The organism is Pontibacter russatus (assembly GCF_009931655.1).
Lineage (GTDB): Bacteria > Bacteroidota > Bacteroidia > Cytophagales > Hymenobacteraceae > Pontibacter > Pontibacter russatus.
In genome coordinates, this window is record NZ_CP047984.1 from 19,745 (window position 1) to 38,016 (window position 18,272).

Genomic DNA, 18,272 nt, shown 5'->3' on the forward strand with positions numbered 1-18,272 from the left:
CATATACAAGCACAAACAGCACGAACACATGGATTATATAGCAATAATAGTAAGTCTGGTGGCAGTGGTAGGAGCGGGGTTTGCCTTCCTGAGAGCCAACAGCTCGCATCATATCTTAGGAAAGCGAATAGAAACGCTGAAGGAGAAGAACAACCTGATGGAGGCCCGGCTCCGGAAACTGGAGGGCAACGCTGGCAGGGGGAACAGACCAGCGAATGAAGCAAGCGAGTCCGGGCGCAGGAACCAGCCACGGCAGGAGCAGCAAAACGAGCCGAACCCACGCAACCAGCAGCGCCAGGAGCAGCAGAATGAGTCAAGGCAGAACGAGCCACGCCAGAAGCAGCCGAGGCAGGAGCAGCAGGAGCGGCGGCAAAAACAACGCGAGCGGCAGCCACAACCCCTGCAACAGGATGCAACAGCAGCCTCCTTATCACTCCCCGACGAGGAAGCGGCGCAACAACCGCAGCAGCCGAGACGGAAGAAGGAGAACCGCCGCCGCAACGAGCCCAGAGAAAGAGCGAGCTATGGCGAGTTAGAAAGAGGAGAGGAACAGACGCCAGCCCAGAGGCCCGTTAAACTGGAAATTGCGGGAGGTGATTTGCTGGACGAGCTAGAGCAGCAGTCCGGAAATGCAAGCCCAATTACAGCACCGGAAGAGGCCACCTACTCAGGTAAAAAATACGCCATCATCCCGGAGGACGGCGTGATACGGCTGCACCAGTTGCAGCAGCAGCCCGACTCTGACAGCTATATAGAAGTGGATGCCCCGGCGGATGGCGGCAACAGCACGCATTACCGCTTTAACCTGGCAGGAAACCATGCTTTTGTGATCGCGCAGGGCATCGACCGCCTGGAGAATGCCTTTGATTTCGAAAAGCCGTCGAACCGCGTGGTAAACAAAGTAGTGCAGCAGCAGGACGGCCTACTCACTAAGGTAAACAACGGCTGGAAGATAGTCGAGAAGGCCAGAATAGATTTCAGATAAAACGCGCTGATGGAAGGCATATTTATTTTTGAGGCGCTTTTAGTACTGGCGATACTTGGTTACCAGTTTTATATATACCGGAACACCAGGGCCAAAATTGAGCTGATCAAAAATCTTTTCCCTTCCGAAGAGCAGCTTTCAGTCACGGAGCACCTGCTTGATAATTCCCCGAAAGCCGCCGCCAAAGCTGGTTCCACGGATCAGCTTTGGGAGTCGTTGCTGGCGGGCAGGCCTTTCCGGGAGTATATGCCCTCCAACCCGGTGGTAAAACGCATTGTCTCCACCGAGAACGACATCCTGCACATTGAGGCAAAGGGCGGGGCCGTGCCAGCCTACTCGGTAGCCAAAGACAAATTTGAGCGACTGGTTAGCGGCAACAACATCTACCTGATGGAAGGCGATCCGGACGCGCTTGTAAGCACGGTGGCTTCGGGTGGTAAAGGAACAGCGACGATTGATCTGATAGAAGCCCGGAACCCATCCGAGACCTTCAGCAAGATCATCCGGAACACCAACGAGTACCTGAAGCGCAACAAAGGCGCGGCAGCGGATTTTGATATCCTGAAAGATGTGTCGGAGCGCTACTCCGAAGCCCTGGATGCGGAAGTGCAGTCGACGGTGGCCACGCCGCTATATATAGGTTTGCTGGGAACGTTCTCCGGGGTGATTATAGGTTTGTCGAGCCTGATCTGGTCCGGCCTTGGTGCGGAGGAAGCAGCAGGTTCGTTCATCACGGACCAGAACATCCCGTCCTTCCTGTTCGGCGTGATGATCGCCATGGCGGGCAGCTTCTGCGGACTGCTGCTGACGCTGCTGGGGAACAATGCCCTGAAAGACGCCCGCAGCACCCGTGACAGGCTGCAGAACGAATACTACACCTTCCTGCAAACGCACCTGCTGCCCAAACTCAACTCCGATATGGCTGCCAGTCTGGGCAACCTGAAGTCGGTGCTGGATTCCTTCAACAAAGATTTTCTGGACAAAATCCTCGGTTTCCGGCCCATTGTGGACACGCTCACCGAGAACATCAGTACGCAAAAGGAGTTTATCGAGAAGCTGGACAAGATAGGCTTCACGCAGATGGCTAATGCTAATCTGCAGGTCTTCGACAAGATGAAGGAAAGCGAGCAGCTGTTCAAAAACTTCATGCAGTACCAGGTGGCGCTGAACGAGTCGGTGCGGAAAGGGGCGGAGCTGACGCATACCATCAGCAATGTGCTCAATCGGCTGAACGGCCTGCAGGAGGGCTTTGACAAGGTGCCCGGCTATCTGCAGAAGCACGACGAGTCGATTCAGCGGCAGGTGAATTTCTTCGGGCAGCACGAGCGCGAACTGCAGGACATCGGTTCGCGGGTGGAGCAGTATTTCGATAAGGCCGCCCTGCGGTTAACGGATTTAATGGAAGCGCGGCTGCAGCACCAGGAGCGCGATGCGCAGAATGCTTATGAGAAATGGCAGGAGCATTTCCGGACCCTGAACGAAGACAATATCTACCAGCGCATCCTGGATTATATGCAGCCCTTCCAGAACCTGAGCCAGCAGCAGGAAAACATGAACGGCGCGCAGCGGCAACTGGCGGGCGAGATAAGGCAGACAAACGAGCGTCTGCTACAGAAGATAGAAGCCGACACCGCTATTCAGCAGCAATTGCTACAGCAACTCCAGGCCCTGAACGCCAACATGGTCCGGAGCATGGAGCCGGGGCCGATAAAGGCGGCGTTTGACAAGCTATTTGGCAGTGGCGGGAACCACAGGAGGTAGAAATGAGCAAGGAGAGCAGAGATTTTTTCTGGCCCAGCTACGTTGATTTGATGACAGTGCTGTTCCTGGTGATGCTGGTCCTGTTTGTGCTGAGCTTTAAAATGTTCCAGGGCAAGGACCGTGAAAATCGCGAAAACATTGCCCGGCTGCAGGTAGAAGTGGCCGAGAAGCGCAAGCTGGATGAGATAAAAGCCGCCCTTGCCCGCCTCGATGACGAATATTTCCAGTACAACGAGAAGTATAAGCGGCACGAGCTGCTGGTAGATGTGCTGTTTGAGCAAAGCAGCGCCATGATACCGGAGCGTTCGCGCGCGCCTCTCCGCAAAGCCGGACAGAACCTGAGCCAGGTCATCAATTCCATCGAAGACAAAGACGTGAAATACCTGATTGTGATAGATGGCCGCGCCGCCAGCTTCCCTAAAGGCGATCCCCGCAACATCACGCAGCGCGAATATGCCCTGGAACTGAGTTATCAGCGGGCGCTGGCCCTGTTGAAGTTCTGGCGGAATGCGGGCATCCAGTTTCCCGAAGACCAGGTAGAGATAATTGCAGCCGGGAGCGGCTTTGAGGGCGCAGGCCGCAAAGGCGATATCCGCGACCGCCGGTTCGTGATCCAAATTCTGCCGAAGGTGGGCACACTGGAAGCTGGTGAGGAGGAATAAGATCCAGTGGTCAGAAACTATAAATGATAAATTTATAGTAACCGAAAAGCCCTATTTCTCACCTGTTGTAGTGGCGCTCCCCGAAGATGCCGCTGCCCACCCGGATCATGGTGCTGCCTTCCGCCACGGCCAGTTGCCAGTCAGAGGTCATCCCCATGGAGATTTCCCGGAAGCTGTCTTTGGCAACGAAAAAGGTGTCTTTCAGTTGCTGAAAGCACTGGCGCAGGTACCGGAACTCCTGGCGCAGTTTTTCTTCATCATCCGTGTTGGTGGCAATGCCCATTACGCCCGTGATACTGACATAGTTCATCTGGCGGTATTCCTCCGACTGCAGCAGTGCCACGGCCTCCTCGTAACTCATCCCAAATTTGGTTTCTTCATCCGCAATCGAGATTTGCAGCATGCAGTTAATAGGCAGGGTGCGGCCAAACATCTCAGCGCGCCTGTTTATCTCCCGCAGCAGCTTCAGGCTGTCCACCGATTGAATGGTGTCGATAAACTGTGCTATGTACTTTACCTTGTTTGTCTGCAGGTGGCCGATGAGGTGCCAGGCAATGTCGTGGGGGAGCTGGTCGCGCTTTTCTACCAGTTCCTGCACTTTGTTCTCTCCGAAGAGGCGATGGCCAGCGTCATATGCTTCTCTAACTTTTTCCGCAGGATGGGTTTTGGACACAGCCACCAGCCGGCAGGGCGTGTTCCGCAGTTGCTCGTCGAAGTAAAGGATGTTTTCAGCTATTGACATTTCTTTATTTTTTGACAGTTATATATACGTATCACGACGTACGTATCAAGTATCACGATTGGAGGTAGTGTTTATATATAAGTACACTATATAAACTAACGAAGCAAGAGCATCGTGCTACGTGATACGCAATACGTGCTACGCGTTATTCAATCCTCCAGCACGTTGGTGATAAAGGTGTTTTTGAGAAGCATCCAGCAAAGGAGCAGCAGCAGCGCCCATTTCAGGTACACCTGGTAATAATCCTGGGTGTCGCGGAAGCGCTTCTCCGTTATCTCGGTTTTCTCCAGCCGGTTGATGTTCCGGAAGATTTCCTGCAGGGCATCTTTGCTGTCGGCCCTGAAGAAGCTCCCTTCGCCCACCGTCGCGATTTTACGCAGCGTGGTTTCGTCCAGCTGTGTCTCCACCAGCAGCGTTTTGCCTGTTTCCTCCTCCGTGTAGGTCACTTTTCCGTCTTTACCGATCCCGATGGTATATAGTTTTATGCCATAGGCGTAGGCCAGTTGGGCGGCCAGTTCGGGGTCCAGGCTGCCGGCAGTGTTCTCGCCGTCGCTGATCAGGATGATGACTTTGCTTTTGGCCTCCGTGTCGCGCATCCGGTTGATGGCTACGGCCAGGGCACTGCCAATTGCCGTGCCCTCGTTTTCGATCATCTTAAAACCGATGGAGTTAATGTTGTCGCGCAGCAGTTCGTAGTCAGTGGTGAGGGGGGAGAGGGAGTAGGCATCGCCTGCAAACACGACTATGCCAATGCGGTCCTGCACGCGGCCACCGATAAAGTTGAGCGCCACCTCTTTGGCCGCTGTCAGCCGGTCCGGCTTTATATCCTGCAGCTCCATGGAGCCCGACACATCCAGCGCGAGCACAATGTCGATGCCTTCCGCGGTTTGCTCCACCTGCTCGTTTACGCGCTGCGGGCGGGCCAGCGCCACCACTACCAGCATCATGAACAGGATAAAGACCAGGTTGGGGATATGGCGCAGCACACTGCTCCACTGCCAGCGAACCTTACCCTCAAACATGGCCAGGTCAAGCTTGTTGCGCGTGTTCAGGGTAAACAGCCACTTCAGCAGAAACAGCAGGGGCACCACAGGCAGTATATACAGCACCAGCGGGTACACCCACTCAAACGAGCGCAGGGTGCCGTAGCTGAACCATTCCAGGCTGAGCCAGTCCCAGGAGTTATCGGGTATTCTTAGCATTCCGGATGATTTCGCGTTGTGTCTTGTGGCGACTCTTGGCAAAGCGGCGCAGCATGCCCAGCGCCAGGTTCGTCTCGCCTTCCGCCTCCGTCTGCAGGTTGCCATATATGGCCTTATCGCAGATGCGTAGGGCGGTGTTCACTTCCTCGTCGTTCTCATAAAACTCCACTATCTCTTTGGTAGTAAAAGAGTTGATGGCGCTTTTCTCCAGTTTGGTCAGGTAGTTCTTCCAGAGCGAAACAGCCTTCTCCAGGCTCTGCGGCGATCCCGTTTTCTTGAAGCGGTCTTCGTGCGAGTTATAGCGGGAGGCAAAATATACATGGTCTTTGCGCAGGCGGTAGAGCCGGTATTTGCTCTGGATGGCCTGCCCGAAGATGAGCCAGACCAACGCCAGGAAAAGCGCCGTTGCCGTAATCCACAGGATCAGCAGGGGCCAGTTAAAGCGCTCTTCCACAGCGGCCAGTGTCGTTTCTTCCCGCACGGGCAGCGGCTCCCGCACCTCTGTCACCAGTTGCGCCACCACCACGGTGTCTGCCGCGGCGAATACCGTCTGCGTGTCGCGCTGCCCCAGCACGTAGATGGGGAGTGCCAGTTGTTGCAAGGGGGCTGTCTCAAAAGTGCGCAGGGTATATATGGCGCTGTCGGTGCTGATGCCCGCTTTCGTGGAAGTCGGGAAATAGGCTTTGCGCACCAGTTCGAACGGAGCGAAGTCATATTGTTCCGAGGGCAGAATTACCTCCTGGGCCACAGGATGCCGATGCACCAGCGTGTACTGTAGCAACTCCCCGATTCTGGCGGTGTCGTGGGCAAAGGTGCCTTCCGGTTTTGGAATCTGCCCCCAGGCTAGGGCTGGCAGGAGGCACAGGAATAGGAACAGGATATGTTTACGCACTGTTTTTCGTGGACTTGTTTCTCAGCCGGAACAGGTTAACCAGTTGCGGCACGTAATCTTCGTTCGTCTCGATGGTCAGGTAGTTGGCCTGGTACTTCTGGCAGAGGCGCATCAGGTTCTCGCGGTTTTGCGCGTACTGCGCCAGGTAGCGTTGCCGGAACTCCTCTCCGGAAGTGTTCAGCCAGATGGTGCGGCCGGTCTCCTTGTCCAGCACGGGCACGATGCCCATCGGCGGCAGGTGATGCTCGCGCACATCCAGCATGTGCAGCACGATCAGGTCGTGGCGCTTGGCCAGCATCGCCAGTTCCTTTTCATAATTTATATCGATGAAGTCGGAGAGCAGCAAAATAATGCTGCGGCGCCTGATGATGTCCAGCGTCAGTTTGATACCGGCGGCCAGGTTGGTTTTCGCGGATTTGGGCTGCAACTCACTCAGCGCCTTGATGATGCTGTAGGCCTGCTGAATGCCTTTGGCCGGTTTGATGTATTTCTCTTTCTGGTCGGAGATGCAGATGATGCCGATCTGGCTCTGTTGCCGCGCCGCCGACAGGGCCAGCACCCCACATATCTCCTTGCCTACATCCAGCTTCTGCTGCGTCCCGGTGCCGATGGTTTGCGAGGCGCTCACGTCCAGCATCAGGAAAACCGACTGCTCTTTCTCCTCACGATAAGTCTTCACAAACGTGCCGTGCCCCTTTGCCGATACGTTCCAGTCGATAGAACGCACGTCGTCACCGTACTGGTATGCGCGCACGTCGTCAAACTCCAGGCCCGTGCCTTTAAAAACAGAGTGAAAGTCGCCCTGCATTTGCGTAGTGATGGCTTTTCGGATACGGATCTCGTATTTGCGTAGCTTCTTGACAAGCTCTTTCATGGGCTGCTGCCGTGCTGTGTAATTTTAAATTTATCACTTATTCTCGTAATTTACACCCGTGAATAGACTTTTCCGCCTGCTTTTTTGCCTCTGCCTGCTCGGCTGTCAGCAGCAGCCCGATGACCTGCCCGCCGACATGGTGCCCCAGCAAACAATGGTGCGCATTCTGGCCGACATCCACACCACGGAGGCGCTGATCGAACGCAATGTATCCTATCCCGACACGGCCCAGGTTATATATGCGGAGGAGCATGCCGAAATCCTGGAGAAGTACGGCGTGGAGCAGCGGGCATTCCGGGATACCTATAATTATTATCTCACGCACCTGGAGGAAATGGACAAGCTGTACGAGGTGGTGGTGGACACGCTCAGCGTGCGGGAGTCGCTGGCGGAGGCTGCGAAAGCCAAAGCGGACAGCGCAAATGCTGTTAAGCCAACAAAACGAATAGAGTAAACGCCACCACGTGTAGCTATATATCTTTTTATATACAGCTACACGTGGTGACGTTTACGCATGTATCTTGAGCTTGGCGAAACTCAGCAGCAGCGTCTTTTCACCTACTTCCTCGAAGTTGATGATGGCTTTGGTGCTGTTGCCCTGCGTGTCCATTTTCGCTACCACCCCAAAACCGAATTTCGGGTGCTCCACTTTCATGCCAGCCTCCAGTTTAGAGGTATCGCTTGCCTTGAAGTCGGCGGGCGGCGTATAGTTGCTGGCCACCTGCTTGCGTGGCGGTGCCGCCACCAGGCTGCTCTTGCGCTGCAGCACCCGGTCGAACACGTTGCCGCCGCCGCTGGCCCCGTTGTCGCCGTACTTGAAATTTATATACTTCGGATCTATCTCATCGAGGAAACGGCTCTTCTCGCAGGCCCGCAGGTTGCCCCACTGGTAGCGGCTGGTGGCGTAGGTGAGGTAAAGCTTCTTTTCGGCCCGCGTGATGGCCACGTAGAATAAACGGCGCTCCTCTTCCAGGTCGGCGCGGGAGTTCAGCATCATCTGGCTCGGGAACAGGTTTTCCTCCATCCCCACGATAAACACGTTCTTGAACTCCAGTCCTTTGGCTGAGTGAATCGTCATCAGCGTCACGAACTCCCCGTCGTCATCGGCCTTGGTGTCGGCGTCGGTGATGAGGGCGATGTCCTGCAGGAAGGCGGACAGGCTCTTGTCCTCTTTTTCCGGATCGTCCACATACTCCTTTATACCGTTCAGCAGCTCCTGGATGTTCTCGTAGCGGGCAAGGCCCTCCACCGTCTTATCCTGGTACAGATCATCCACAATACCAGAGTGCTTGGCCACGTGCTTGGCTACCTCAAAGGCGTCGCTTTGCTCGGCCATGCGGGCGAAGTCGCGGATCATCATGGAGAAATTCTCGATGGCGGTACCCACGCGGTTGCCCAGGAACTCCGTCGCGTTCATCACCACCTCCCACACGCTGTGGTTGGTGTCGTTGGCTGTCACGAAAAGCCGCTGCTCGGTTGTCTCGCCGATGCCCCGCTTTGGGTAATTGATGACGCGGCGCAGCGCCTGCTCGTCGTTCGGGTTCACCGTCAGGCGCAGGTAGGCAATCAGGTCTTTGATCTCTTTGCGCTGGTAAAAGGAGAGGCCGCCGATGATCTTGTACTTGATGTTCATGCGGCGCAGGGCCTCTTCCATGGCCCGCGACTGGGCATTGGTGCGGTACAGGATGGCGAAGTCGTCGTAGGAGAAGTGGTTGCCCATCTTCTCCTCAAAAATGGTGGTGGCCACCAGTTTGCCCTCCTCGTTGTCGGAGTTTGCCTTTATCACTTCAATCAGCGGGCCCTGCTCGTTGTCCGTGAACACCTCTTTGCGGAGCTGCGCCTGGTTGTTTTTGATGACGGAGTTAGCCGCATGCACGATGTTCTTGGTGGAGCGGTAGTTCTGCTCCAGCTTGAACACCTCCAGCTCCGGGTAGTCGCGCTCGAAGTTGAGGATGTTCTGGATATCGGCCCCGCGAAAGGCATATATGGACTGCGCATCGTCGCCTACCACCACGATGTTGCGGTTCTGCGCGGCCAGCTTGCGGGTGATGAGGTACTGCGAGTAGTTGGTATCCTGGTACTCGTCCACCATCACATATTTGAAAATGTGCTGGTACTTGTTCAGCGCATCGGGGTGGTCCTTGAAGAGCACGTTGGTCTGGAAGAGTAGATCGTCGAAGTCCATGGCGCCGGCCCGGAAGCAGCGGCTCTGGTACATCTCATATATCTTCCCGATTTTCGGGCGCATGGCCGCCTCGTCGTCGGCCTGGATGACCGCATCGTTGAGGTACTGCTTCACCGAGATCAGCTTGTTTTTGGCGGAGGAGATACGGCCCAGCACCACGTTCGGCTTGTAGAGCTTGTCGTCCAGGTTCATCTCCTTCACAATGTTGCGGATGAGCGTCCTGGAGTCGTCGGTGTCATATATGGTGAAGCTTTTCGGGTAGCCGATTTTCTCTGCCTCGGCACGCAGGATGCGGGAGAACACGGAGTGGAAGGTGCCCATCCAGATGTTCTTTGCCTCGTTTCCGATCACTTTCTCAATACGGTGGCGCATTTCCTTGGCCGCCTTGTTGGTGAAGGTGAGGGCCAGTATGTGGAAAGGGTCCACTCCCTGGCTGATGAGCTGGGCGATCCTGAAGGTGAGTACCCTTGTTTTGCCGGAGCCGGCGCCCGCAATAATCATGGCCGGTCCGTCCTTGTGCAGCACAGCCTTGCGTTGCGACTCGTTTAATAAACTTAAATGATCCATTTCTTCTCTTCCGCGTGCGTCTTTAAATCCATGCAATTTACGAATTCATATCCGTTTTCTGAACGGCCTCTCCATTTTGGCACGGCGCATGCAGTGTCATAGCAAAGATTGGCGTTACCAAGTGAACAGGAACAGGCGCGAAAGCGTTTAGTCGTGAGCCTGTATTTTACAGGAAGTGAGCAGCCTTGCTTCAGATTCATGCCGGAGCGCCGCATATTTTGCAGAACGGCTGCGTTTGTTTAATTTTGATCAGATACCCAAGTACTACCTCAACTCCCTTATATGAAGCATTTGCTACTGATTTTGCTACTCGGCGGTGCATGCCACCTGGCCTTTTCCCAGACCGCGCCGCACAAAACAACCGCCGACAGCGCCGCGAAGGCAGGCGTAACAGCAGCTGCCAAATCAGCGAACGCCCCTGCGCCTGTGGTGGTGACGAAAAGCATCTGGCGCACCCCGGCCATGGACGAGGCGATGGCCTATTACAAGGCGCTGCGCTTCCAGGGAGCCTATATGAAGTTCCGGGAGGCTATTGCGCAGGGCGACAAGGACGCTTATTATTTTATCGGCCGCATGCACCAGTTCCGGGAGCTGAAGTACGATTCGGTGCAGATTGACACGCTGCAGCAGGTGCAGGATGCCAGCCAGTACTTCTCCGCAAACAAAGACTCTGCGGCCTACTACTACCAGCTTGCCCTGGATGGCGGCAGCGTGCTGGGTCACCTGGGTATGGCCGAGACCATGATACTGCGCACGGAGAAAGACAGGCGTGAGTTTACACAGCACATGCACACCGCTGCCATGGAGATAAGGGAGAAGGCTGTGGCAGGGGACGCCTTTTGCAACCGGATCCTGGGCAGCATGTACTATACCGGTTTCGGGGCGATGGTGGACAAAGGGCTGGCCTTCAATTATCTGAGCCGGGCCGCTGCGGCCGGGGATGTGCAGTCCTATACCTCGCTGGCTAACCTGTACCTGAACGGCGAGGGCGTAGGCAAGGACTATGACAAAGCCGTGTACTGGCTTAAGAAAGGAGTGGATGCCGGGGAGCGCGAGGCGCTGTATACCCTGGCGCTGCTGTATGAGGAGGGCACGCTGGGCGCGGTAAAAGTGCAGGAGGCGCGCAAGTTGTACAGAAGCGCAGTGGAGAAGGGAAGCGTGAGCGCCTACGAGCAGCTCATCTATATAAACCAGACCGCTGACCAGAAGGTGGTGATCGCCTCCATCAGGCGCGACCCGGAGATGCTGAAGCGGGCCATCTCGGCGGGCGGCGACGTGAACACGCAGGCGGTGCCGGAAGAATATGAAGCCGACCTGCACGGGCGCACCCCGCTCATGCACACCATCTACGTGCCCCTGCGCCAGGAGGATTATGGAACTGAATATGAGCCCGAGGTGCGCTTTCAGACGGTGGGGCAGCTGCTCCGGAAGGGCGCCGACATAAACGCCCAGGACAATGATGGCAAGACGGCCCTGCATTACCTGGTGAGCTGCGTCAGGCTCAGGACGGAGCTTTACGAGATGGAGCAGGTACACCTGATCGACACCCTCATCCACCACGGCGCAAATCCCAATATACAGGATAACGAGGGCAACACGGTGCTGGCGCAGGCGCTGCAGGCCACCATCGGCCAGCACATCGGCATCATGGAGCTGGAGAGGCTGCTGCAGTACGGCGCGGACCCCAACATAAAGAACAAGGAGGGCAAGACGCCGCTGATGCTGGCCTGCGAGATAAACGCTAACTACGAAATCATTCTCGCCCTGCTGCAGGCGGGTGCTGATCCCAAACTGCTTGACAATGCCCAAAAGGCGGCCATCGACTACACCGACCACCGCAACGTGCAGAACATCCTGCTGGCCTCAGGCTCACCGGAGCGGCAGAAGTAAGATGTAACTGACATAGGCGGCAAGAGCCCCTATATATGGCCTCGATTATTAACGGCTATATATAGAACGGCCTTTATTCTGTCTGCTTCCCGGCAGTTTTTTAAACTATTATATGCTTACCTTTGTCTCCCTTTCGGACAGGTGCAGGAGGAAAGGTGCTGCATCCTCCGTTCCATATTTTTTACCAGAAAATGATAGTTTTACAGAATACGGTCATCAGCGATGACGTGCGCGAACAGTTCTTTGTCTGCAACCTGGAGAAGTGCAAGGGGGCCTGCTGTGTGGAGGGCGACCTTGGCGCTCCGCTGGAGGAGGAGGAACTGGCGATACTGCAGGAAAGCTACGAGCAGATAAAGCCCTATATGACGGGTGCCGGAAAGCAGGCGGTGGCCGAGCAGGGGTTATATATAAAAGACTGGGAAGGCGACTACTCCACGCCCACCATCAACAACCGCGAGTGCGCCTATGCCATATATGACGAGCACAAAACGCTGAAGTGCGCCATAGAGCAGGCCTACAACGACGGCAAAATCAGCTGGAAGAAACCCATCTCCTGCCATCTGTATCCCATCCGCGTCACCAAGTACGACGACTTTGATGCCCTGAACTACGACCGCTGGGGAATTTGCAGCGCCGCCTGCAGCTTTGGCCAGGACCTGGGCGTGCGGGTGTACCAGTTCCTGAAGGAGCCGCTCATCCGGAAGTACGGCGAAGGCTGGTACGCTGAGTTGGAAAAACTGGTGGAGGAGGAAAAAGCCACGCAACCGTAAGGCATCAAAATATATATAAATAGCCAGGAGTACAGCAAATGGCCGTAGCAGAGAACCTTCTGTGCCAGGGGTGAAAGCAATTTCTCAAGAAGGCAGGAGGTTCTCTTTTATATATGGCTTTCGCAATTATATAAATAGCCTGTACATGCCGAAAGCTTGTCCTCTAAGTTTCTGCTGTTCCTGAATTTTCCTGCCAGTCAATACTTTTCTTTCACGCTTCATGGGTCTTTAAGTCCAGTGCATACCCCAAAATAACCGTATTTTCTGTACAGACCACATTTTCACATCTATCAGGCCATTGCACCTGCCACGGGTCCTCTCATATAGCTATTTGCAAAACAAGCTGCCCCGGTCCCTGACCGAGGCTCGACTCCTACCGGGAACTCTCCTATAGAAGGTTGCAAAACCGCGGCAGCATACGTGTGCGGCCGCGGTTTTGCCTTCCTATTAAAATATTTTATAATATATCAATAATAATTATACTTATTCTGTTTGAATCAGTATAAGGTGGAAGTAGATGGTGTAATCTTTTATAGAGAAGCCATTATGCGCTCTTTAGCTCATATCTCCCCTCCATCACCCTTCTGCCAATTGGCGCTTTGCTACACCCGCACGTGCCAATTTTTAGCAACTCTAAAAGTCAGGCCACTGTCCGCGCTTCCCCACAAGTAAGCACATACATGCCATTGTCATTTTCTGCACACCTCAACAATTCATACATGAAAAGAAATTTAGCAGTTACTTCGCCTGGTGCATCATGCGCCCCAACTTACAGGCACAGCCGTGGGAAAGTCTCACGGGGTTTTGCGTTTTGCCTCTTCTTGCTGCCCTTCCTGCTTCAGCCAAAGCCTGCCACCGCTCAGGTCGACCACCCCGAATGGAGGTGGGCCAAACAGGCAGGCGGTTCGTCTTCCGACTACACCTGTGCTGTGGCTACTGGTGCTTCCGGGACGGTATATACTGCCGGGGCCTTCAGCGGCACCGCTGCGTTCGGTAGCACAAGCCTTGCAAGCAGTGGCGCAGAGGACGCCTATATAGCACACTATACTGCTGACGGAGATTTGCTGTGGGCCCACCAGGTAGGAGGACCAGCAGCTGACCGTGCCACTGCCATCGCGACGGATGGATCTTATAATGTATATATAGCTGGCACGTTCAGCGGCACCGCCGACTTTGGCGGCACGAGCCTGACAAGCAGCGGCGAAGCGGATGCCTTCATCGCCAAGTATGATGCGTCGGGCGCGTTGCTATGGGTGCGACAGGAGGGGGGAGAGCGCATCGACAGTGTGCTGGAGCTATCGCTTGATATAGCTGAAAATCTTTATCTGGCCGTTCGTTCCGCAAAGAGCAGCAGCGATGAGCCTCTGGAGCAGGTCTACCTATATAAATTCGGCTCTTCTGGAAGTTTACAATGGTCATCCAGCGCAGGCGGAGAAGGCGGCAATGTTACAGATGTTTCCTTTGATGCGGGCGGCAATACCTTCGTCGCAGGAGATTTCACCGGGACTATGGTGATTGGGGACCAGACTTTCCAAAGTCCAACCAATCCTTATAAGAATTACTCCGCTGTTTTTACGGCAAAGTTCAATCCGGATGGAAAGTTAGTATGGGCCAGGGAAGCGTTCGGCATGGAGAAGTACACCGAGAAAGGGTTTCCTGCCTCTGTTCAATCACCCCTAATAGCTACGGATAAAGCTGGAAACGTCTACATTTTCGGTATTTTTTTCAACGGTGTCCGGTTTGGTGATGTTATACTTGATGTTGGGTTTGATGGTGAAGTTCCAAGTGATGTATTTCTGGCCAAATATGATAATGCCGGTAATGCGGTATGGGCCAAGGGGGTTGCCAGATTAAATCAAGGCGTTGACATAGTAGAATTAATATCCAGTGCGGATGATAACCTCTACCTGGCCTATCACCCGCGGGGTTTCATGGCCCAGGACCCAACTGCCAATGTCAATAAATACGACACAGATGGAAACCTGATCTGGAAAATAGTAGAAGATGCCGATATTGACAACCCTACGCCCATCCATCAAATTGCCCTGGATGAAGACAGCCGTCTTTATATGACTTTCTCTTTTATCGGAGAAGTTTACATAACAGGCACAACCGGAACTGAGGAGAATTCGGTACTTATCACCAGCGACGATTTGTCGGACCGGTTTACTGCCATTTACAGCGCGGAGGGAGCGCCAGTATGGGTGCAGCAGGTAGGAACGAGTGCCATATCCGATGCTTCTAATGGCGTATATATGGCCGGCTCGTTCGAAAACACCGCCACTTTCGGAACTGCCACCCTGACCAGCAACGGTAGTACGGACGCTTTCTTGGCCAAAGTTGCTTTCACTGCCTTGGCTAACCCCTATTGCATTCCGGTTATGACCAGTGGTTGCGCGGAGGATAACTTTATTGCCTACTTTTCCTTTGCCGGTTTGTATTACAATGTGCTGGGGCAGGGATGTCAGAATAATAACAGCTACACCAATTTTACACCTTTTTTTGATTACTTCAACGACTCCGACTACACTTCCACTGTGAAGCAGGGGCAAAGCTACCCCATCAACCTGCGGTCGGAATCTGAAAATGGCGATATATCCAGGGAGCAGGCCTACGGCGTGTGGGTCGACTACAATGACGACAAGGATTTTGACGACCCCGGCGAATTTATATATAGTTCCCCCGGAGTCGGGGCAAATTTTTCGAGCACCATAACTATACCCGCTGATGCCGCCTCAGGTGTCAGGCGCCTGCGGGTAAGGAGCAGGCCGGAGGGTATATTCACTGCCTCCGAGTCCTGCGTGGCTGGCACCTACGGCGAGACCCAGGACTATACCTTTGCCATCGGATACTGTGCCTCCTTTGCGGCTGCAGGTTGCGGAAATTGTTCTTATATAGATAATTTCAGCCTCAACACCCTCGTCAACAACGGTTCAGGCTGTAACGGGAAGGCTGGCGGCTACATCAGCTATGAGCCCACCGGCACGCTTTCCACCACCGTTAAAAAAGGGGGGAGCTACAGCGTCAGCATCCAGTCCGGCCCTATGGCGCAAACATTTGGCGTTTGGATAGACTACAACAACGACATGGACTTCAGCGATGAAGGTGAGTTTGTGTATGGTTCCCCTGTTGTAGAAGGAGAGTATGACAACGATGGCGGAGGGTTTATATCCCCGTCTGCCAGTACAGATGCGTTCAATGGCACAGTAACTATACCTGCGCACGCTGTTACTGGGCCTGTGCGCATGCGGGTGCGGTCAAATAAATTCGATTTCTATGGTAATGAGGCCTGCGCTGAGTTTTTTCCGGATGATCCGACCGAGCAGGAGGACTCTTTCCTTTACGGAGAAACAGAAGATTACACCATCATGATAGAGGAGCCGGAGGTGGGCCCGCCCACGCTTGCTTCTTTCACACCCCAGCACGGGCTACCCGGAACAGCGGTGCAGCTGACCGGCACCGCCCTGGCAACCACACATGCAGTCCGGTTCAACGGTGTGGAGGCCGAGTTCACCGTCATCAGCGACACGCAACTGAAGGCTGTCGTTCCGGCCACGGCGACCACTGGCAGCATCACGGTCACCACTGCGGGCGGGGAGGCCACCAGCGGGACAGCGTTTGTCGTGCTGCAGCCTGGCATCTTTGTCTTTGCGCCGTGGTGGGGCCACGCAGGCTCCAAAGTCATCATCATCGGGCAAAACCTCTCTACCACCAAAGAGGTCCGCTTCAATGGCGTGGCAGCGAGCAGTTTCTCAGTATACAACGACTACCTGGTGCGGGCGACGGTGCCCGCCGGGGCAACTACCGGTAAAATCAACCTCCTGCTGCATGGCGGGGCAGAAGCCGTCAGCCCCTGGGACTTCCAGGTGCTCTGGAGACCATCAGCGCTCATAGCGTCTGAGGCATCAGCCGACAGCACCACGCTGGAAGTGCCAAACCAACCGCTGGCAGAGGAGGATCTTGTGGCTTATCCGAATCCGTTCAAAGGAGATGTCGTGATTGCTGCCACGCTTCGCGAGGCGGGCCCGGTGCAGTTGGTCATCTTCTCGGAGCTGGGCCAGAAAGTGCGGGAAGTCCGCTACGGCCAGCTCGGCGAGGGAAGGCATGAGCTGAAGTGGGACGGCAGAAACAGCCAGGGCGTGCCGGTGGCGCGGGGGCTTTACTTCTACCAGGTGGTGCTCGGCAACAGGCACCTGAGCGGCAAGCTGCTCAAGTCAGGCGGCAACTGACGGGCGCTGTATATAGAAAAAGCCCCGGCCATATATGGGTATATGGCCGGGGCTTTTTCGTGTTGCAGGCGGAACTTATAAATCCTTGAAATTAAAATTATCGAGGTAAGCGGTGGTGAAGTTACCGGCCTTGAAACCGGGGTCGTCCATCAGCTTCAGGTGGAAGGGGACCGTTGTCTTGATGCCCTCTATCATAAACTCGCTCAGCGCGCGCTTCATTTTCACCAGCGCCTCCTCGCGGGTCTGGGCGCTCACGATCAGCTTGGCAATCATCGAGTCATAGTTCGCCGGAATGGTATAGCCCGAGTACACGTGCGAATCGACCCGCACGCCGTGGCCACCCGGCATGTGCAGCGTGGTGATTTTTCCGGGGGAGGGGCGGAAGCCGTTCTTGGGGTCTTCGGCGTTGATGCGGCACTCGATGGCGTGCATCTTCGGGAAGTAGTTTTTCCCGGATATTTTCTCGCCCGCAGCCACTTTTATCTGCTCTTTTATCAGGTCGAAATCAATTACTTCCTCCGTGATTGGGTGCTCCACCTGTATGCGGGTGTTCATCTCCATAAAGTAGAAGTCACGGTTCTTGTCCACGAGGAACTCGATGGTGCCCACCCCTTCGTAGTTGATGGCTTTGGCGCCCGCAATGGCCGCCTTGCCCATTTTCTCGCGCAGCTTGTCGGTGATGAAGGGAGAGGGGGTTTCCTCCACCAGCTTCTGGTGGCGGCGCTGGATGGAGCAATCCCTTTCCGAGAGGTGCGCCACGTGGCCGTGCTGGTCGCCTATCAGCTGAATCTCGATGTGGCGGGGCTCCTCCACAAACTTCTCCAGGTAGATGCCGTCGTTTCCGAAAGCGGCTTTGGCCTCGGTGCGGGCATCGTTCCAGCCTTTCTCAAACTCGGCTTCGTTCCGGGCGATGCGCATACCCTTGCCGCCGCCGCCGGCTGTCGCCTTCAGGATAACCGGGTATTTGATCTTGGCCGCTATCTTCAGGCCCTCGTCCATCGATTTCAGCAGTCCCTCCGAGCCCGGAATGGTCGGCACACCGGCTTTTTTCATGGTGGCTTTCGCAGACGACTTGTCACCCATCTGGTTGATCATATCCGGGGTGGCCCCGATGAACTTGATGTGGTTCTCGGCGCAGATGCGGGAGAACTCGGCGTTCTCCGACAGGAAGCCGTATCCCGGGTGGATGGCGTCCGCGTTGGTGATCTCCGCAGCCGCGATGATGTTCGGGATGTTGAGGTACGACAGCGCGCTGGGAGGGGGCCCAATGCAGACAGCCTCGTCGGCAAAGCGCACGTGCAGGCTTTCCTTGTCGGCGGTGGAGTAAACGGCCACCGTCTTTATCCCCATCTCTTTGCACGTCCGGATAATGCGCAGGGCAATCTCGCCACGGTTGGCGATGAGTATCTTTTTGAACATATTTTTCAATTAGAAATTAGAAATCAGAAATTAAAAATAGCTGGGATGGGTTTTGACATCTATATCTCCCATCTTCTAATTTTTAATTTTTAAT

Annotated in this window: 13 protein-coding genes; 7 read left to right on the forward strand and 6 right to left on the reverse strand. The window is 54.9% G+C overall.

Features of this window, described 5'->3' with window-relative positions; all coding sequences use genetic code 11:
- Positions 1 to 28 precede the first annotated feature (28 nt).
- Genes GSQ62_RS00095 through GSQ62_RS00105 form a run of 3 tightly spaced genes read left to right on the forward strand, consistent with a single transcriptional unit; the run spans position 29 to position 3,408 of the window.
- Positions 29 to 985 carry a hypothetical protein gene (locus tag GSQ62_RS00095; RefSeq protein WP_161887610.1) on the forward strand — a complete coding sequence of 319 codons (957 nt, stop codon included), beginning with the start codon at positions 29 to 31 and terminating at the stop codon, positions 983 to 985.
- Between the two features lie 9 nt (positions 986 to 994).
- The gene (locus GSQ62_RS00100) at positions 995 to 2,746 is read left to right on the forward strand and encodes an AAA family ATPase (protein ID WP_161887611.1); all 1,752 of its coding nucleotides are present in this window, start codon (positions 995 to 997) and stop codon (positions 2,744 to 2,746) included.
- 2 nt (positions 2,747 to 2,748) lie between these two features.
- Positions 2,749 to 3,408, forward strand: a complete 660-nt coding sequence (locus GSQ62_RS00105) for a hypothetical protein (protein WP_161887612.1) — start codon at positions 2,749 to 2,751, stop codon at positions 3,406 to 3,408.
- 58 nt (positions 3,409 to 3,466) lie between these two features.
- Here GSQ62_RS00105 and GSQ62_RS00110 read toward each other — a convergent pair whose 3' ends face one another.
- The 4 genes from GSQ62_RS00110 to GSQ62_RS00125 form a co-directional block, all read right to left on the reverse strand.
- Positions 3,467 to 4,150, reverse strand: coding sequence for a YggS family pyridoxal phosphate-dependent enzyme (locus GSQ62_RS00110; protein ID WP_161887613.1), 684 nt, complete (start codon positions 4,148 to 4,150; stop codon positions 3,467 to 3,469).
- 149 nt (positions 4,151 to 4,299) lie between these two features.
- On the reverse strand, positions 4,300 to 5,352 hold the full coding sequence (locus tag GSQ62_RS00115) for a VWA domain-containing protein (protein WP_161887614.1): 1,053 nt from the start codon (positions 5,350 to 5,352) through the stop codon (positions 4,300 to 4,302).
- Positions 5,333 to 6,244 carry a hypothetical protein gene (locus GSQ62_RS00120; protein WP_161887615.1) on the reverse strand — a complete coding sequence of 304 codons (912 nt, stop codon included), beginning with the start codon at positions 6,242 to 6,244 and terminating at the stop codon, positions 5,333 to 5,335. Before GSQ62_RS00120 ends, GSQ62_RS00115 begins: the two co-directional genes overlap by 20 nt.
- Positions 6,237 to 7,118, reverse strand: coding sequence for a DUF58 domain-containing protein (locus GSQ62_RS00125; protein ID WP_161887616.1), 882 nt, complete (start codon positions 7,116 to 7,118; stop codon positions 6,237 to 6,239). The genes GSQ62_RS00120 and GSQ62_RS00125 overlap by 8 nt, the downstream gene beginning before the upstream one ends.
- 58 nt (positions 7,119 to 7,176) lie before the next feature.
- On the opposite strand from GSQ62_RS00125, the gene GSQ62_RS00130 reads away from it, so the two are divergent.
- Entirely contained in the window at positions 7,177 to 7,572 is a 396-nt protein-coding gene (locus GSQ62_RS00130) for a DUF4296 domain-containing protein (RefSeq protein ID WP_161887617.1), read from the forward strand.
- Between the two features lie 54 nt (positions 7,573 to 7,626).
- On the opposite strand, the gene GSQ62_RS00135 is transcribed toward GSQ62_RS00130, so the two are convergent.
- Entirely contained in the window at positions 7,627 to 9,870 is a 2,244-nt protein-coding gene (locus GSQ62_RS00135; protein ID WP_161887618.1) for an ATP-dependent helicase, read from the reverse strand.
- A gap of 282 nt (positions 9,871 to 10,152) precedes the next feature.
- On the opposite strand from GSQ62_RS00135, the gene GSQ62_RS00140 reads away from it, so the two are divergent.
- The 3 genes from GSQ62_RS00140 (at position 10,153) to GSQ62_RS00150 (ending at position 16,759) form a co-directional block, all read left to right on the forward strand.
- Positions 10,153 to 11,760, forward strand: coding sequence for an ankyrin repeat domain-containing protein (locus GSQ62_RS00140; protein WP_161887619.1), 1,608 nt, complete (start codon positions 10,153 to 10,155; stop codon positions 11,758 to 11,760).
- A gap of 191 nt (positions 11,761 to 11,951) precedes the next feature.
- Positions 11,952 to 12,530 (forward strand): DUF3109 family protein, encoded by a 579-nt coding sequence (locus GSQ62_RS00145; protein ID WP_161887620.1) that lies wholly within the window; start codon positions 11,952 to 11,954, stop codon positions 12,528 to 12,530.
- Positions 12,531 to 13,249: 719 nt separating this feature from the next.
- On the forward strand, positions 13,250 to 16,759 hold the full coding sequence (locus GSQ62_RS00150) for a GEVED domain-containing protein (RefSeq protein ID WP_161887621.1): 3,510 nt from the start codon (positions 13,250 to 13,252) through the stop codon (positions 16,757 to 16,759).
- 75 nt (positions 16,760 to 16,834) lie between these two features.
- Here the strand turns inward: GSQ62_RS00150 and accC are convergent, their stop codons facing one another.
- Complete coding sequence (gene accC / locus GSQ62_RS00155) at positions 16,835 to 18,178, reverse strand: acetyl-CoA carboxylase biotin carboxylase subunit (protein WP_161887622.1); 1,344 nt, start codon at positions 18,176 to 18,178, stop codon at positions 16,835 to 16,837.
- Positions 18,179 to 18,272: the final 94 nt, after the last annotated feature.

Coding starts and splice junctions, on each gene's coding strand:
- GSQ62_RS00100 (WP_161887611.1), top strand. CDS start 995: ATGGAAGGCATATTTATTTTTGAGGCGCTTTTAGTACTGGCGATACTT.
- GSQ62_RS00150 (WP_161887621.1), top strand. CDS start 13,250: ATGAAAAGAAATTTAGCAGTTACTTCGCCTGGTGCATCATGCGCCCCA.
- GSQ62_RS00140 (WP_161887619.1), top strand. CDS start 10,153: ATGAAGCATTTGCTACTGATTTTGCTACTCGGCGGTGCATGCCACCTG.
- accC (WP_161887622.1), bottom strand. CDS start 18,178: ATGTTCAAAAAGATACTCATCGCCAACCGTGGCGAGATTGCCCTGCGC.
- GSQ62_RS00115 (WP_161887614.1), bottom strand. CDS start 5,352: ATGCTAAGAATACCCGATAACTCCTGGGACTGGCTCAGCCTGGAATGG.
- GSQ62_RS00125 (WP_161887616.1), bottom strand. CDS start 7,118: ATGAAAGAGCTTGTCAAGAAGCTACGCAAATACGAGATCCGTATCCGA.
- GSQ62_RS00095 (WP_161887610.1), top strand. CDS start 29: ATGGATTATATAGCAATAATAGTAAGTCTGGTGGCAGTGGTAGGAGCG.
- GSQ62_RS00105 (WP_161887612.1), top strand. CDS start 2,749: ATGAGCAAGGAGAGCAGAGATTTTTTCTGGCCCAGCTACGTTGATTTG.
- GSQ62_RS00110 (WP_161887613.1), bottom strand. CDS start 4,150: ATGTCAATAGCTGAAAACATCCTTTACTTCGACGAGCAACTGCGGAAC.
- GSQ62_RS00145 (WP_161887620.1), top strand. CDS start 11,952: ATGATAGTTTTACAGAATACGGTCATCAGCGATGACGTGCGCGAACAG.
- GSQ62_RS00135 (WP_161887618.1), bottom strand. CDS start 9,870: ATGGATCATTTAAGTTTATTAAACGAGTCGCAACGCAAGGCTGTGCTG.